9 protein-coding genes are annotated in these 15,931 nt (G+C 40.6%); all 9 read right to left on the bottom strand.

Going from position 1 to position 15,931, the window contains the following annotated elements; genetic code table 11:
* Positions 1-8: 8 nt before the first annotated feature.
* A complete protein-coding gene (gcvH, locus tag ADHAQ_RS0111650; RefSeq protein WP_026463085.1) occupies positions 9-389 on the bottom strand; it encodes a glycine cleavage system protein GcvH in 381 nt (126 codons plus the stop codon).
* A gap of 74 nt (positions 390-463) precedes the next feature.
* Positions 464-7,762, bottom strand: coding sequence for a T9SS outer membrane translocon Sov/SprA (sov, locus tag ADHAQ_RS0111645; RefSeq protein WP_051359865.1), 7,299 nt, complete (start codon positions 7,760-7,762; stop codon positions 464-466).
* A 19-nt stretch (positions 7,763-7,781) separates the two neighbouring features.
* Positions 7,782-8,372 (bottom strand): Holliday junction branch migration protein RuvA, encoded by a 591-nt coding sequence (gene ruvA / locus ADHAQ_RS0111640; RefSeq protein WP_026463083.1) that lies wholly within the window; start codon positions 8,370-8,372, stop codon positions 7,782-7,784.
* 222 nt (positions 8,373-8,594) lie between these two features.
* Positions 8,595-10,865 carry an NADP-dependent malic enzyme gene (locus ADHAQ_RS0111635; protein WP_026463082.1) on the bottom strand — a complete coding sequence of 757 codons (2,271 nt, stop codon included), beginning with the start codon at positions 10,863-10,865 and terminating at the stop codon, positions 8,595-8,597.
* A gap of 94 nt (positions 10,866-10,959) precedes the next feature.
* Positions 10,960-12,558 carry a lytic transglycosylase domain-containing protein gene (locus ADHAQ_RS25415; protein ID WP_051359864.1) on the bottom strand — a complete coding sequence of 533 codons (1,599 nt, stop codon included), beginning with the start codon at positions 12,556-12,558 and terminating at the stop codon, positions 10,960-10,962.
* A gap of 2 nt (positions 12,559-12,560) precedes the next feature.
* Positions 12,561-13,994 carry an Asp-tRNA(Asn)/Glu-tRNA(Gln) amidotransferase subunit GatA gene (gatA, locus tag ADHAQ_RS0111625; protein WP_026463081.1) on the bottom strand — a complete coding sequence of 478 codons (1,434 nt, stop codon included), beginning with the start codon at positions 13,992-13,994 and terminating at the stop codon, positions 12,561-12,563.
* 29 nt (positions 13,995-14,023) lie between these two features.
* Positions 14,024-14,194: a twin-arginine translocase TatA/TatE family subunit gene (locus tag ADHAQ_RS25410; protein WP_071781169.1), complete on the bottom strand. Its 171-nt coding sequence runs from the start codon at positions 14,192-14,194 to the stop codon at positions 14,024-14,026.
* Positions 14,195-14,206: 12 nt separating this feature from the next.
* On the bottom strand, positions 14,207-14,419 hold the full coding sequence (locus ADHAQ_RS0111615) for a Sec-independent protein translocase subunit TatA/TatB (RefSeq protein WP_026463080.1): 213 nt from the start codon (positions 14,417-14,419) through the stop codon (positions 14,207-14,209).
* A 236-nt stretch (positions 14,420-14,655) separates the two neighbouring features.
* Positions 14,656-15,915, bottom strand: coding sequence for a murein hydrolase activator EnvC family protein (locus ADHAQ_RS0111610; RefSeq protein ID WP_026463079.1), 1,260 nt, complete (start codon positions 15,913-15,915; stop codon positions 14,656-14,658).
* Positions 15,916-15,931: the final 16 nt, after the last annotated feature.

Here is a 15,931-nt window from a genome sequence, read left to right as displayed (position 1 = left end):
AGTTAGAATTACGCACCTACTAAGTTAGCGTAATCTTCAGCACTTAATAATTCGGCTACTTCTGCTGTATTAGCAATAGATAATTTTATCATCCAGCCATCGCCATAAGGATCTGAATTAACTAGCTCCGGGTTAGCATCAAGCTTTGGATTTAATTCCAGCACTGTACCCGTTAACGGGCAGAACAAATCCGAAACAGTTTTAACTGCCTCAACAGTACCAAAAACTTCGTCGCGGTTTACTTCTTTATCTACGGAATCAATGTCTACATATACGATATCACCCAACTCACTTTGAGCAAAATCAGTAATGCCTACATAAGCTACATCGCCTTCAATGCGTATCCACTCGTGTTCTTTCGTGTATTTTAAATCCTGAGGTAAATTCATTTTATTTTTTTTAATGTTTTAAGACAAATTTTTATCGGCTCAAAATTACATTCTTTTTTCAAAAATATTCAGGCTTATTGCGATAAACTATAACGGAGCTGAATACCACCCTCTGTAACAGTGTTCTTGAATGAGTTAGCCACCTTAGGAGAAGAGACTACCCGGGTAAAATAAAACTGAATGTTTAAACGCTGATTTAAGGTGTAATCAATAGTTGGTCGTAATTGCATTTGTAAGGTACCGTTGGTAACCACGTTGCGGCTCTTTTCCGGGGTATTATCTTCTGAAACAATAGTTCGCTGAATGGTGCTGTTATCCCGAATGGTTAAATCTAACCGGGCATTTAAATCATTTTTCAGGGTTTTATATTCACCATTAATTTTAAATGGCAATCTGAAATTATTAGTGGTATAGCCCATACCAATTACAAAGTCTTTAATGCCATTTTGCGTTACCTGAGCATTGGTCATATTCATCGCCAGGTTGCGTTCAGTACGGTATTCTAACCGGCCAGAAATATTGTTTCTTGTCCGGAAATTGACACCTATTAATGGGGCCAGTCTTTCAGAAATTAAAACCTGACTAATAATATAATAAGGGGTATACTCGCCCCGGGTATTTACCTGCGTAGGCAATTCATTTCGGCCCGGCTCACGACTATACTCCGGAGAAGTAGAGAAGTTAGTTATATTATAACTGGCATTATACACATGCGATAAAGTGACAGAGCTAAAATGCTTTCTAATAATTCCTAGATCTGTTAAACCATTATAATCAAAGCGCCAGTTAGGCAGAGGGAATACTCCAAAAGGTCGGGAAGGCCTGGCCTCGTAATCATTAATGTCTTTGCCTTGATACGCGTATAAAAAGGCTGGCATTAATACATCCTGGGAGTTTATAGCATAATTGCCTGATCCCTGATTAGCGGTCTCTAGTTTGTCTAATATCTGCTGCCGGTTCTGGATAAATCTGTCAAAGGCATCGGAGGAAGTTCCCCGGCTGGATTCAAACAAAGTTTGGATAGCAATAAATGAAGAACTAAAGGCTCCGGTTTGGAAGGGGTTCTGCCTTTCAGGACTAGCTCCTGGTACTGGATTTCCTGTTGCTTCGTCTATAGGCCTACGGTAGAAAACTTCTTCTATTTCTGACCGATCTTGCTTAGCGTCGATTTGAATGTTAAAGTTCCGGAATGGTTCTAAAGCTGTTCTTATGGTAAAGTTCTGCGTTTTTAGATTACTAAGTGGCGTGTTTAATAACTCACTTCGGTCGGTGTACCAGTTTCGGCTTTCGGCTAAACGGTATAAACTTTCCAACTGGTATTGCTTTCCTAATATAAATGGCATACCTGGCGCATTTCTATATTCATCTTCCTGCGATAAACCTAAGAACTTGGTGCGGGGCAAATATCCGGGTAACAAAGTTCCTTGCGTTAAGGCATAAGAGAAATTAATGCTCCGGGCAGTCATTAAGGAACGTAAAACTGCTTTAAGCGCTTTAAACTCTGGCCTTTTGGCAGTAGTATCCGGAGTAGCTGGACGGTTTAAAGGCTGACCCACCCCGGAAGCAGGAGCTGGGGGGGCCGGGTTGTTGATAGCTTGTAAAAACCTTACTTTATTATATAGTCTTACTAAATCTATTTTACCGGTTGCACTGGTTTCGGTGTGGTTTTGTATAGTGTTACCAATGCGCAACGTATCGCTAATAAGGGCGGTGGACGCTGATGTCCAGGTGTAGCCGGCAGCATAACGGGTATCGGCGCTAATCCAATCGGTTAATGGGAACTTATCTAAAGGTAAACGGTAAGTGATTGCGGCTAATTGATCGAAATTAGTTGTCCGGCCCATGCGGCCTAAATTTTTCCAGATTTCCTGGCTGTTCCGGCGGATTAAAGCATCTTCACTGTTTCGATCTATCTGTCCGGCTGGTTCGTCTATAACGGCCCGGTTCGTGGCTGTATAATCAAAAATAAGACTTTTGGTTAAGTCCCATTTTAAATCATAGATCCGGTTAAAGAAAAAATATTTTTGGAAAACACCCGGAATACCTGCACTAGACGGTAAGTCGTTTAGACCAAGCCGGCGTTGCAGGAATATCTCGTTATACCGGCGGTCAATATCGGCCCGGAAAGCAACCCGACTTGGCAACGGCGTAATGTTAAAGTCTTTCAAAAACCTAAAATATGGCGATTGCAGTACTTTAAAATTAGTTAAAGGCGCATAGTTTTTAGGCGTATTATTATAAGTATAAGCTACACTACCCGTATAATTTTTGGTTAAATCCCTGTCCGTTACTACATCGGTGCGTAAGCGTTCATTATAGGCATAAGACAAAGAAATATTTTCAATATCGTAAGGACGAACTTTGGTGTCATTTCCAATACGTTCCTTTCTTACGTTTAAAAGGCTTACAGTTTTATTTGTTACCTGGCCAATCACCTCTTGCCGGTACTGGCTGCGCATGGCTGGGTTATCATCAAACTTTTGAAGAGATTGTTGTAATGGCATGTCCGGATCAAGCGGGTCCCAACGGGGTTCTACCATGGTGGTTCCGTATTGCACCGAGACCGGAATCCGGACACCGGCTCTTTCCGGAATAAATTTATCTGCGGCAATATTAGCATTCACATCAAACTGCATGGTATTGGCCCTGGCCCGTTGCGCAATTTTTTGCTGTAATGATCCGAAACCTACTGTAGCATAGCTTCCGGTGGCTGTGACAGTAGCAAAGTCAGCAATTTTAGCATTGAAACGGGCATTGCTTGCCCAGCCTGCTGTTTTATCAAAATCAGCTACACGTAATTCGTTAAACCAAATACACACTGATTTTCCGGAGCGGTCAGAAGTACGTGGGTTTAAAACTCCTAGCATAATGCCCTGAACAGTGCTTAAATCAGGATTACCTACTACCGTTATGGTATGGCCATTGCCTAAGGTTTTCTTGTATGGTTGAAAAATGCTCAGATCATTGCCCATATTCTGATTTCGCTCTGCCTTTACATTTACTAAATCCTGTAAAGCCAAATCAATAAAATTGTTGGCCCGCCAGATATCTAACTGAGTTGTTGCGTTTTTAGGCGTAATCTCTAGTGGAACAGAATATTCATAATAGTTTTGGGTATAATCGGTACCTATCCGGATGAAAGCTCTTACTTCGCCGTTCTGAGTGCTTCCGTCCGGGCTATTGGCATGAATAAACATTTTCAGACGCTTATAAATAAGCATATCCATCGATATGTTTTTATAAACGGCTTGTCCAAAAGTATCTTTCAAGTCTTCCACACATATCTGCAGCGATTGCTCGTTCTGGCGACGGTTGGCCAGCGTAGAGGTATTATCGCGCAGACGAATAATTCCCGGAGGTAAGGTGTACGGAATACTTTCATTCTTTCGTACTCTACCCTGGCCGTTTTCCTCGACATTTACCGTGGATATGGTGAAATTTTCTACACTGGTATCGCAATTACCTACGCAAGGCACACCGCCGTCCGAAATAGAACCCAAATACCTGCGCCACTGGTTGGCTACAAACTGAAAAGAAACCAGGCGCAACACAACTGGCTCCTGAAACTGGGTTAAGTACATCCGGAAGAACCGGATGGATTTAAAGCCATTGATGCCGCCAATGTTATTAGTTGGTTTTCTTACCGGTACCCGGAATTGATACCAGGTTACCTTGTCTTTGGTGTTTGGCTCCACATAGTCTACTTTATCTACAATAAAGTTTTCCCCAATATTTAACTGATTAGGCCTTAAGCGAATTTTGTACTCGTAATACCGTTCAACATCGCTTACTACATTGTCTTTATTTAAATCTTCTTTGTCTGGATAGGCATAAGAAGCCTCAATCGAATTTATCCGGGAGTTACCCTCCATCCCGTTAAAGTTTTTGTATCGGCCCAATACTTTTACCTGCCTCTGATTGTATTCAGCATTTAAGTGGTGCTTAAAGTTATCGCCTGAAGGGTCTGCTATATTTGCATAAACCGGACTAACATTCCGGAAAAAAGCTTGCTCTTCGGTATCGGTTAAGCCGTCTAACCCTATATCCTGAAATTGACGGGCATCGTTATTATTATCAAAAGCATCAGTCAGGAAAGGAAGACGGGTAACAAAGCCCCAGGGCGTACGTTGAGTATCTGGTTTTGGGGTAACTGTAGGATCGTCGTTATAAGGAGTAGTAGGCAAGCCGTTCTCAAATTCGTATTTACCCTGATCTTTGAGTAAATCTTCTGAAACATTACCCAGGTTTAAAACCAGTTCTCCGCCAGTGGTATTAGGTTTGTTATTGCCGTCATCATCATCAATGTTAGCATACCCGCCTGGGCTTTGAATAAAGGGATCCATCATCCAGAATTCAATATACTCTACATTGGCATTATCAAAGTCATTGTCAAAAGTAATTTCCCGGCTTATACCCCCATAGTTATTTCGTGGATCTCCATTCAGGAATTTGCCATCAGAACTTACGTTGGGATTATAATTATACTGGCCACGCTCTCTCGGGTAGTAGGCCATATCAAAAGAGTATTCAAAATTATTAATGGCATCTAAATCGCGGTTCTGGAAAATTTCCTGACGGCTTATACCACGGATGTAATGGTTTTTTAGGACTTCCTGGGTAATGTTGCTCGGGTGCTGGGGCCCGTTACGGTAATAAATGCCCTGATCAATGGTATACCAGGCTAGCTTGGCGCGGTTATAAGCATATTCTCTACCGGAATTATCAATTGAGTTAAGGCCGATAAGTGGAGCAGGCGTAGAGGCTAACCGCCAGTTATTGCCGGTGTAGTTACCCGTTAAAGTAAAACCAGACTCAGTACCTTCAAAATCATCAATATAAGAAACACCGTTTTCTCCCAATAATTTAGGCTTAGCTGGAAGTAACTGGGCAAATTCAGCATTAAAGGTGATGGTAGAAGGAGCTTTTGTTTGAATCAGCGGCAACATATCTGTAAGCTTGGTAAGCATACGGGAGTCGCGGCGCAGGTTAACATCTAAACCATAAATGGTATTGTTACTTGGTTCATCGCCAAGGGCTACACGGTTGTTGTTATAAGGTGTTTCGCCCAAATGCAGGACTGTACCTCCAAAATTAATGTCGTTGTTGATGCGGTAATCTAACCGAGCACCTACCAGGGCCCGTGGCTGCGGATTTATAATTTCAGCACGTTCAAAATTAACTTTCAGGTTGTTGGCTGAACTTAGATAACTTGGGTTTAATATTTTTACCCGACCTATATTATAATCTACCTGGTAATCTACGCCTTCCGTTAATCGGGTACCTCCGGAATAAACAGTAACCGAGCCCGGAGCAATTTGAATACCGGGTAAAGCAATTTCATTAGAAGAACTGGCCTGATAACGCCCTTTCAGGAAAAACTTATCTTTATCAGTTATTTGTTGGGCGTCTGTTTGGGTTAGTTCGTAGAGTTCCTGGTAAACATATTTTTCTCGTAGGTTTTGTTCCTCCGGCAAAAATTGGTTATTTAAAAAAGACCCAAATGGCTCTACTACCGGGAAAATTATTCTGCCGTTATCCGGGTCAATGGTAATATCGGTTAAAAAGTCAAAGTTGCCATCACTTGGCGGGTCGTTATTGGTATTAACATTATCTAAATTTAATACTTCTACTAACGGAATATTGGCTATGCGTTGCCCTTCTTTTAAACTGGTAAGGTCTACTCCCGATTCGTCATCCTTGTAAACTAACCGTAACTGAAAATTCTGACGGGTTACCTGCGTAGCATTCAGCGAGTAGATGTTTTTCATCATCAGGTCCCAGATAGGCAAATTAATAGGAGCTGGGTTAGTAGAACGTAATAACTTTATGAAAATAACCTGATCTTCCTTTACGTTCTGGTAATCGTCCTGCAATTCTCCTACCTGGTAGGTTTGGCCGTTTAAAGTATATTCGTAAGCAACACCTAAGGTTTGCTCAGGCAGGAGGGGAGTATTTAAAGAAACATAACCTAATTGCGGATTAAATTTATATTCCCGCGGATCCAAACGCCTGGCCCGTACGTGCTCAAAATCAATGGTTTTCTGTAAGTTACGGCCTTCTAAAAATTGATCAACGCCATCTTTATTTCGGTTGCCTGGGGAGCTGGTTAATAGTTGGTATAAATTGTTAGAACCGTTATTTGCTGGTCGGCCAGGAGCTCCATTAACAAATTGCTGGCGGTGAATTTTAGCAGGATCGGCTTCGCCTAAATCCATTAGTGCCACTACATTGCGGAGGTTTTCAGTGGCCCGGTTATCGCTTACAACAAATACTTCTACTCTTCTGATGGCAATACCAGATCGTACCAGGGGCAGGTTTTGTAAAGCCCGGTCATATCGGTCCCGGAAAAAATGAGATAAAAAGAAATGGCGGTCGCGTTCGTATTGGCTGGCTTTTATTTCAAAGTCCCGGCTTTGCGAGCCGTTTTGAATATTTACTTCATCGTTTCGTCCTCTAACATTAGAGGCAATGGTAGTAACCGATAAACGGCCAAACTGAAATTGAGCTTTAATCCCAAATAAATTCTGAGCGCCAGTTATTAAGCTATTATTTAATGGTAAACTGACATTACCTGCTTCTACCTTCCGGAGTATTTCTTCTTCATAACCAGTATAATCTAATTTAATGTTATTTTCAAACTCAAAATTTGCTTTGGTGTCCCAGTTGAAGTTGAGCTTCATTTTATCCCCGATTTTCCCGACCACATTCAAGGCCATATTCTGATCAAAATCAAAATCGCCAATGCGTTGCTGTCGGTAAGGAAGAGAACGGTTAAAGTTCCGGTTAAACCGGGCCCCAAATTTCAAACCAACGTTCCCATTAGTTTGAATATCTACGGCGCTTCCACCAAAGATGCGGTCGAAGAGCGGATTAGCAACACTTATTCTAGGAATTAAGCGGGAGCTACCAGTGCCGGGTTGGCCGGTTACCCCACCTTCTGATTTAGCACGCCAGTAATTACGAATTGCCTGTTGTTGCTGAAACCGGGAATATTCCTCAAAAGTCATCATAGTAGGATTTCTATAATCCATATTTCCTACTTTTTCAGAAATCTCGAAGCGCCTTAAACTATCATTATATTCCACGTCCATTTTTATATTGGACGGATTTTCTAATAAAAGAGGAGAGGAGCTGCCCTGGTTAGAAAAAGGATCACTTAGACGGTCCTTTGGCTTATAAGTAGGCCGCCGGGATTTTATATAGGAACTGTTTTTGCTCGAATCCGGATCTATGGTGTCTTGGGGTACGGCAGTTTGCCACGAAGTGGAAATACGCGGCAAGCCTGTCCCGTTGAAGGACATAGCGTCCGTCATCCAGATTAAGAAAGCAATAATAGTAACTGAGGAGAAGATTAAATGGTATTTTTTGCTCAAGCGTATTCCGATTCGTATTTTACGAAGTTTTTAAAGCTAATTTAATTAATTCCTCCACGCTCAGATTGCTGCCATCGCGCTTTATGATTGCGTCCAGCGTTTTTTCGGCTACGTTGCGGGCAAACCCGAGCGTAATCAATGCAGATAACGCCTCATTACGATTGGTATTGTGTGAAACAGCGCTAATATTGGATGCATCTATCATGTTGTCTTTCCGGAATTTATCTTTTAATTCTAAGATAATCCGCTGGGCAGTTTTAACGCCTATTCCTTTTACATTTTGAATCGTACGCACATCTTCCTGAACAATTGCCTGCTGAATTTCATTTACTGTTAAAGAAGATACAATCATCAAACCAGTACCAGGTCCCACCCCAGAAATAGAAATAAGGTGGAGAAAAACATTTTTTTCAGCTAGTTCACTAAATCCATATAAGGTGTGGGCATCTTCTTTAATATGCAGGAAGGTATGTAATTTACAACGTTCGCCTTCGGCTAATTTAGAATAGGTATTTAAAGATATTTTAATCTGGTAACCTACTCCATTCACATCAATAATAACATAGGTTGGATCTTTGTGGGTAAGCTTGCCATCTATATAGGCTATCATGCTTTTCGTAAATTAGAGTTAAACTTGCTGAGGTAGTTTATTAAAAATAACCTACGTACTTTTTCTTATTTAGATAGTAATATTTCTATATTTATAATAATATCCTGATGGCGTATTAAGCTGCAAATTACAGGATATTAGTAACATTAAAAAAGCTTTAGCCTTTAACAGACTAAAGCTTTTTATAATTTTAAAATTAACGATAGAATTTATCTTTAAATTTTATGCTTGTTTATGAGGTTGTTGGGCATCTACTACAGCAATAGCCACAATATTTACAATTTCACGGGTAGAGGAACCTAATTGCAGAATATGAACCGGGCGCCGCATTCCCATTAAAAGTGGTCCAATTGTTTCGGCACCACCTATTTCCTGTAATAATTTGTAAGCAATATTGCCGGAATTTAAGTCAGGGAATATAAGGGTGTTGGCACCTTTTTCTGCTAACTGGCTAAATGGATAATGCTCCTGAATAAGTTTTTTATTTACGGCCGTATTAGCCTGCAACTCTCCATCAATTATTAAATCCGGAAAACGCTTTCTGGCCAACGCTACGGCCTCGGCTGCTTTATTAGGTATTTCTCCGCGGTTAGAACCAAAATTAGAGTAAGAAAGAACAGCCATGCGAGGTTCTGTATCGAAGAAACGAACAGCACGAGCTGTTAAAGCAATAATATCGCAAAGTTCTTCGGCCGTAGGATCAACATTTACGGTAGTATCGGCTAAAAAATAAGGTTCTTTTCTGTTTTGTACAATGTACATACCTGCTACCTTATTTATTCCTTTTTCTACCCCAATTACATGCAGCGCAGGTAAAATAGTTTTGGAATAATCTTTGGTTAATCCTGATATCAGCGCATCGGCCCGGTTTGTTTCAACCATCATGCTACCAAAATAATTGCGGGAGAGCATGGCTTGGCGGGCATCAAATAAGGTCATACCTTTCCGTTGCCGCTTTTGGTATAGCAACTGTGCAAATTCCTCACGCATTTCCGTTTCTTTTGCCGGATCAACAATGGTGGCATCATGTAAGTCTAATCCATGAGTTTCACAAAGTGCCTTAATAGTAGCCGTATCTCCTAAAAGAATTGGATGAGCAATCTTCTGATCCATCACTATCTGAGCAGATTTCAAGATTTTAAAATGATCTGCCTCGGCAAAAACCACCCGTTTAGGATTTTTCTTCGCCTGGTTGATAATGCGGTTCATTAATTTCTGATCAATACCTATCCGCTCTTGTAATATCTGATCGTATTCTTCCCAATCTTCAATAGTTTTGCGGGCCACACCAGAATCTATTGCCGCTTTGGCAACTGCCGGGCTAATTGCTGTAATCAACCGTGGGTCTAATGGTTTTGGTATTAAATATTCTCTTCCAAAACAAATAGTATTATCGCCGTAGGCTTTGTTTACAATTTCCGGTACTGGTTCTTTAGCCAATAGAGCTAAAGCCTTAACAGCAGCCAATTTCATTTCTTCGTTAATTTCAGTAGCCCGCACATCTAACGCACCTCGGAAAATGTATGGGAAACCTAAAACGTTATTAACCTGGTTCGGATGATCGGAGCGGCCTGTGGCCATAATAAGATCCTTCCGCACAGACATAGCCAGGTCATAAGCAATTTCCGGGTTAGGATTAGCTAAAGCAAAAATTATGGGATCATTAGCCATTAACTTGACATACTCCGGAGGTAAAACATTACCGGCAGATAGTCCAATAAATACATCAGCTCCGGTTAAGGCTTCTTCTAAGGTTTTGATAGCCCGCTGCGTAACAAACTGTGCTCTGAAAATGTCTAGGTCGTCCCGCTCGGCATTTATGATACCATCTTTGTCGAAGACAACTAAATTATTTATGTTTAAGCCTAGCGATACATATAATTTGAGGCAGGAAATCGCGGCAGCTCCGGCACCGTTCACCACCATTTTAATGGTTTTAATATCCTTACCTACTATTTCCAGGGCATTTAATAAAGCTGCACTGGAAATTATGGCTGTGCCATGCTGATCGTCGTGCATAACTGGGATATTCATTTGCTCCCGTAAGGCTGTTTCAATTTTAAAACATTCCGGCGCTTTAATGTCTTCCAAGTTAATACCCCCGAAAGTAGGCTCTAACGATTTTACGATCTTAATGAATTCGTCCGGATCGGTCTCGTTTATTTCAATATCAAAAACATCAATGCCAGCAAACTTTTTAAATAAAACTCCTTTACCTTCCATTACCGGTTTAGAGGCGTCCGGTCCAATGTTACCCAATCCTAATACTGCGGTGCCATTCGATATTACTCCTACTAAGTTTCCTTTCGCAGTATATTTGTAAGCATCCTCTATGTTATTCGCAATTTCCAGGCAAGGCTCTGCCACCCCTGGCGAATAAGCCAATGCTAAATCGTACTGTGTGCTCAACATTTTGGTTGGCACAACTTCAATCTTTCCAGGTTGGTCGAACTGGTGGTAATTTAAGGCGTCTTGCTTATTTATTTTGTTCATAACATTTCTGTTTCAGATCTAAATGAAAGGCAATATAAACAAAAATCTCAGGAGATTCCTGAGATTCTTGTTTAATTTACAATAAGGTATGCTATTAGCCCAGAACAAGTTTTTGTCCAGGCTTTATTTCGTTGGTTTTAAGTTTATTTAATTTCTTAATTTGCTCTATTGAAATATTATTGTACCTCTTTGAGATATTCCATAGTGTATCTCCAGGTTGCACAGCATGAATAACTTTAAACGATTCTACCGTAGATTTTTTATTTTTGGTTGACTGCTTAAGCGGCTCTGCCACTGATGTAGTTTTAGGTTGTTCGGTAGTAGGTTCTGGTGCTTTAGCAACCATAGCTCTTTCTGATTCAGTTTTTACCGGTACAGGTGTAAAAACAAGTAATGATTGCCCTACTAATAAACCGGCATCTCCTAGTTTATTCCAAGCTTTTAATTGATCAACTGTTACTTCGTGTTGTCGGGCTATTTTATATAAGTTGTCTCCTTTAGCCACCACGTAGATGGTTCTTTGTAAAGAGTCGCGGGAAACAGAATCTGCCGGATGAGTTATGGCAATAACATTTTTTCGTTTGGTGGTGCTGTTGGTAGAAGCAACAGCCGTTTGAAGAGTAGCTGCAGTTGAAGCCAACATAGTTGCCGGAACAACAGGAGCCACAACTGGCATCCGGCAAGAATCAAGAATAGCACTGCGGTTAAAAGCTAAAATTTCTCTTTTTTGAGCTGGTACTTTTAATGGATAAGCTTTCGTGTTTTCAGGTAAATAACCTTTCCGGACTGCCGGATTCAGTTTACTTATGGCATCCTGCTGCAAACTTAACTGTACAGAAAGCTTAGCTAAATCTAAGGATTGGTTTATAAGTACCGTATCCAGTTCCTGAGCAAATAATAAGGTATCCGGAAAAATTTCGTGTTCCGGTGCAAAGTTCATGGTATACATTACTGCCGTAAAAGACGGAACATAACTACGGGTTTCTTTAGGCAAATAATTAAATATTTCCCAAAATGTTTTTTTGCCACCCGAGCGGGCAATAGCTTTTTTTACATTTCCTGGTCCGCAATTATAAGCGGCCAGGGCTAATTCCCAATCTCCAAAAATGCGATACAACTGCGTCAGAAATTTACAGGCTGCTTCCGTAGATTTCTCCGGATCCATCCTTTCATCAATGTACGGATTCATGACCAGTTTGAAATCATTGGCGGTAGGAGACATAAATTGCCATAACCCAACGGCTTTTGCCCAGGAAGTTGCCTTTGGATTTAATGCGGATTCTACTACCGATAAATATTTTAACTCGTCAGGTAAATTATATTTAGCTAAGTATTTTTCAAATAGCGGAAAGTAAACATTTTGCCGTTCCAAAATTCGCCGGGTGTATTTACGGTTCCGGATGGTAAAATAATTTACAATAGCTTGTACATAGCTATTGTAATGTAAGGGCATAGTGCTTTGTAAACAGGATAACCGGTCTTGAACCAATTCATTTGGTATAACCGGAACGGTATCCTGCCGAACAAAAATAGGAAGGGTTAGAAAATTACTGGTATCTGCAAAGGCAGGTTTTATGGAATCGCTTAAAAAGAACTTTTTCCCTTGATATAATTTATTGGAACCAAATGAGGAAAAATAGGGAACCGAGATAAATGTTAAAAAGAGAAAAAGAACTTTTAAAGGTTGTTTCATAATTAAACTGCTACAATCGTTTCGTTAACTAATTTAGAAAAAGCAAATAATTGTGATTCGGCAAATGGTTTTGTTATTATTTGTAAACCAATAGATAAACCTTTGTTGTCGTAGCCAGCCGGAACAGAAATAGCCGGTACTCCTGATAAGGAAGCCTGAACTGTGAATATATCGGCCAGGTAAATGGCTAACGGATCAGCATCATTTCCACCAAGCGGGAATGCTGTTGTAGGAGTAGTTGGTGTAATTAAGAAGTCGTATTGGCTCAGTAATTCTTCGGTTTTTTCTTTAATTAAGCGGCGTACACGTTGAGCCTTGGTATAATATGCGTCATAGTAATCAGCACTTAATACAAAAGTACCTAACATAATACGCTTCTGTACTTCGTGGCCAAAGCCCTGAGCTCGGGTCTTTTTGTACATCGAAACCAAGTCGGTAGCATCCGGACTACGGTAACCGAATTTTACGCCATCATAGCGCGATAAATTAGAACTGGCTTCGGCGGTAGTTAAAATATAATAAGTAGGAACTATGTAATCTAAATAATGGAAATCAACCGATTCTACCGTATGTCCTTCTGCCCGTAAACGATCTATGGCATTATTCATAGCATCTTTTATTTCAGGCTGCAGTCCTTCACTTTCCATTGAGTCGCTGATATAACCGATGCGGTAGGAACGGTTATTGTTTAGTTCTGCGGTATAACTCGGAACAGGCTTATGGCTGACGGTACTATCATTTTCATCAGCTCCTGCCATAATTTCTAAAAGCAAGGCCGCATCTTCTACACTTCGGGTTAATGTGCCTATCTGATCAAAAGAAGAAGCGTAAGCAATTAGGCCGTATCGCGAAATACGGGAATAGGTGGGTTTGAAGCCGATAATATCGCAAAAAGCCGCTGGTTGTCTTACTGAACCACCGGTATCTGAGCCAAGGGATGCCAAACACAAATCAGCTTGTACTGCTACTGCAGAACCACCTGAAGAACCTCCGGGCACTCGTGTGTTATCAAAATCATTTAGGGTAGGGCCAAATGCAGATGTCTCATTAGAGGCACCCATCGCAAATTCATCGCAATTCTGCCGCCCAATAATGATTGCATCCTCATCCAGTACCCGTTGAACGGCTGTAGCTGTGTATAAAGATTTAAAGCCATCCAAAATCTTACTTGATGATTGGAGCGAATGGTCTTTGTACGCCAGAACGTCTTTTATACCTACTACCATCCCAGCCAGCCGACCTGCCGTGCCTGCCGCAATTTTGCGGTCTACTACTTCAGCCTGGGCTAGGGCTTCCTCAGCAAATACTTCTAAATATGCATTCAGATGTTTTTTTTGCTCAATATTTTTCAGATAATAATTCACCAGGTCGCGGCACGTAACTAAGCCGGCCTTAATATCCTGATGAACGTCTTCAAGACTATTATAGCGCTTCAAAACTTATTTTAAGCTAATAAAAGGTTGTTTTACTTTTTTTCTTGGTCGTCTTTTTTGGATGCGTCTTTAAACTCCCGGATACTTTTACCCAGGTTGCGACCAATTATTGGAATGCGGGTTGCTCCAAAAAAGAGTAATAAAACTGCAATAATAAGAAAGGCCTCACCTGCACTCAGGAAGGCAAGTGCTGCAACTTTCATAAAACCCACTAATTATTTATTAGGAGTTTCGTCGTTGGCAGCTTTCTCAATATCGCTTTTTATTTCTTTGGTAGCGTCTTTAAATTCACGAATACCACGGCCTAAACCTTTCGCTAATTCCGGGATACGTTTTGCACCGAAAAGTAATAAGATAACTACAAGGATAACTAATACTTCAGTGCTACCTAAGCCACCAATAAAAGCAAGAACATTGTTAAGTAACATAATTTTTTAATTAAAAGTTAGAATTACAAATTTAGACTTATTTTTAATATAAGATAAAGATTACCTATAAAGTTTAAAAAGTTAGCGAAATATTTCCGAAAGAGCTTTGTAAGCCATTTATTTTTTAAATGGATAAAGCCATAAATAAGCGTCTAATAGGTAAAACGGCCGCTGTAGAGTAAGATTTTGAGCCGTTGAAAAAGATTAGCAAGAGCGGGAAATAATTTTGAAAATGATTACTTAGTTAATAACCAGCCTTCAGGATTTAGCTTAGTTCCGTTTCGCCAGATTTCAAAATGTAATTCAGTTGTTCCTTCGGAATTGGTATATACATTTCCAATTACATCATGGGCATTTATAGCTTGTCCTTCGGAAACATTAACAGACTTTAACTTGGCATAAACGGTAAAATACTCCCCGTGCTGGATCATAACAATGTTGTTTAACCCGGCAATATTTGCCACTGCAGTTACTTTGCCTTTAAAGATAGCACGGGCTCGCTCCCCACTGTTGGTTTGAATTTCGATGCCATTATTTTGGGTGCTCACTTGTTTTAGCACCGGATGCGGATGCACGCCAAATCGTTGCGAAATAAACCCTCGCTCCACGGGCCAGGAAAAGCGGCCTCTGTTTCCTCCAAAGGAGCTAGAAAGCAAGGCGGTTTCGGGTGTTAGCGTAACCCGGTTAACGCGGGTGTTTGCAGCTGCTTCCGGATTTTTGGCTGCGTTGGCCCGAGCAGCCCGGGCGGAACGGGCAATTTCTTCCCGCACCATATCGGCAATCAGGTTATTAAGTTTTTGTACTGCCTGTTGGCGCTGTACTACTTCTTGCCGTAAGTTTTCTTCCTGCCGGCTTAATTGGGTAATTACCGTGCTTTGCTGATTTTTTAAGGAGAGTAAATTCTTGTTTTCTTTTACCTGTACATGCAGTAGGTTTTTCTTTTCCTGTTTTCTGGTGCTTAAAATGGCTATTTTCTGTTCCAGAGAGGTTTGTACATTGTTTATTTGAGCTACTTGCTTTTTACGTGCTTCTGAATATTGCCGCAGGTAACTTAACCGTCTTACAAATTGGTTGAAAGAATCGGAAGCAAATAAAAACATCATTTTATTGTAGCTATTGGCCGTTTTTGCAGCACCATAAACCATTGCTGCGTATTCTGCCTTTAATTTTTCCAGGTCTGTTTTCAAGGAAGAAACCGTTGATTCTGTTTGTTTCATATCGGTTTCTATGTAAGTAAGCTCAGAGGAAATATTTCGGATAAGGCCTTTCTGAACTGTTATTTTCTCTTGAATAGCATTTAATTGCCCAATAGAGGCTTCTTTTTGTTGTTTTGTTTGCTGTAAAATACGGTTCGCTTCTTTTATTCTGTTCAGGTTTTCTCTTTTCTCCCGTTCCAGTTGTGCTTTAGATTTAGTTTTGCCACGCTGCTGCCCGAAACTTGGATTAGCGACAGAAATAAGAAGAATTAGAAAAAAGTATTTGAGGAAACTCTGCATTAACAATAAAACTCAC

Source organism: Adhaeribacter aquaticus DSM 16391 (genome assembly GCF_000473365.1).
Lineage (GTDB): Bacteria > Bacteroidota > Bacteroidia > Cytophagales > Hymenobacteraceae > Adhaeribacter > Adhaeribacter aquaticus.
Note: the sequence above shows the minus strand (reverse complement) of the source record. Positions and strands in the feature narration are given on the sequence as shown.